Origin of the sequence: Pseudoalteromonas sp. S3260, from assembly GCF_005886925.1 — a bacterium.
Classification (GTDB): domain Bacteria; phylum Pseudomonadota; class Gammaproteobacteria; order Enterobacterales; family Alteromonadaceae; genus Pseudoalteromonas; species Pseudoalteromonas tetraodonis.
Genome location: NZ_PNCV01000366.1, coordinates 1 through 333 on the forward strand (window position 1 = coordinate 1; position 333 = coordinate 333).

Annotated in this window: 1 protein-coding gene; it reads left to right on the top strand. The window is 39.0% G+C overall.

Going from position 1 to position 333, the window contains the following annotated elements; all coding sequences use genetic code 11:
- A partial coding sequence (locus tag CWC14_RS18820) for an anthranilate synthase component II (RefSeq protein WP_502705438.1) occupies positions 1 to 333 on the top strand: 333 nt, incomplete at both ends.

Below are 333 nucleotides of genomic sequence, written 5' to 3' on the forward strand. Positions count from 1 at the left end.
TATAATCGTTACTGTAAAGCGCAATGATGAGATTCCCTTAGAGATGGTAAAAGAATATGATAAAATTGTATTATCTCCCGGTCCGGGTATTCCGCAAGAAGCAGGGTTGTTATTGCCATTAATAAAGGAGTATGCTGCTTCAAAACCCATATTGGGCGTATGTTTAGGGCATCAGGCTATCGGGGAATCTTTTGGCGCAGGGTTAGTAAATCTTAATCAGGTATATCATGGGGTAGCAACACCCATTACACATAGAGATAATAGTTATCTCTTTAAAGGATTATCTAAAACACTAACAGTGGGGAGATATCATAGCTGGGTTGTAAGTGATCA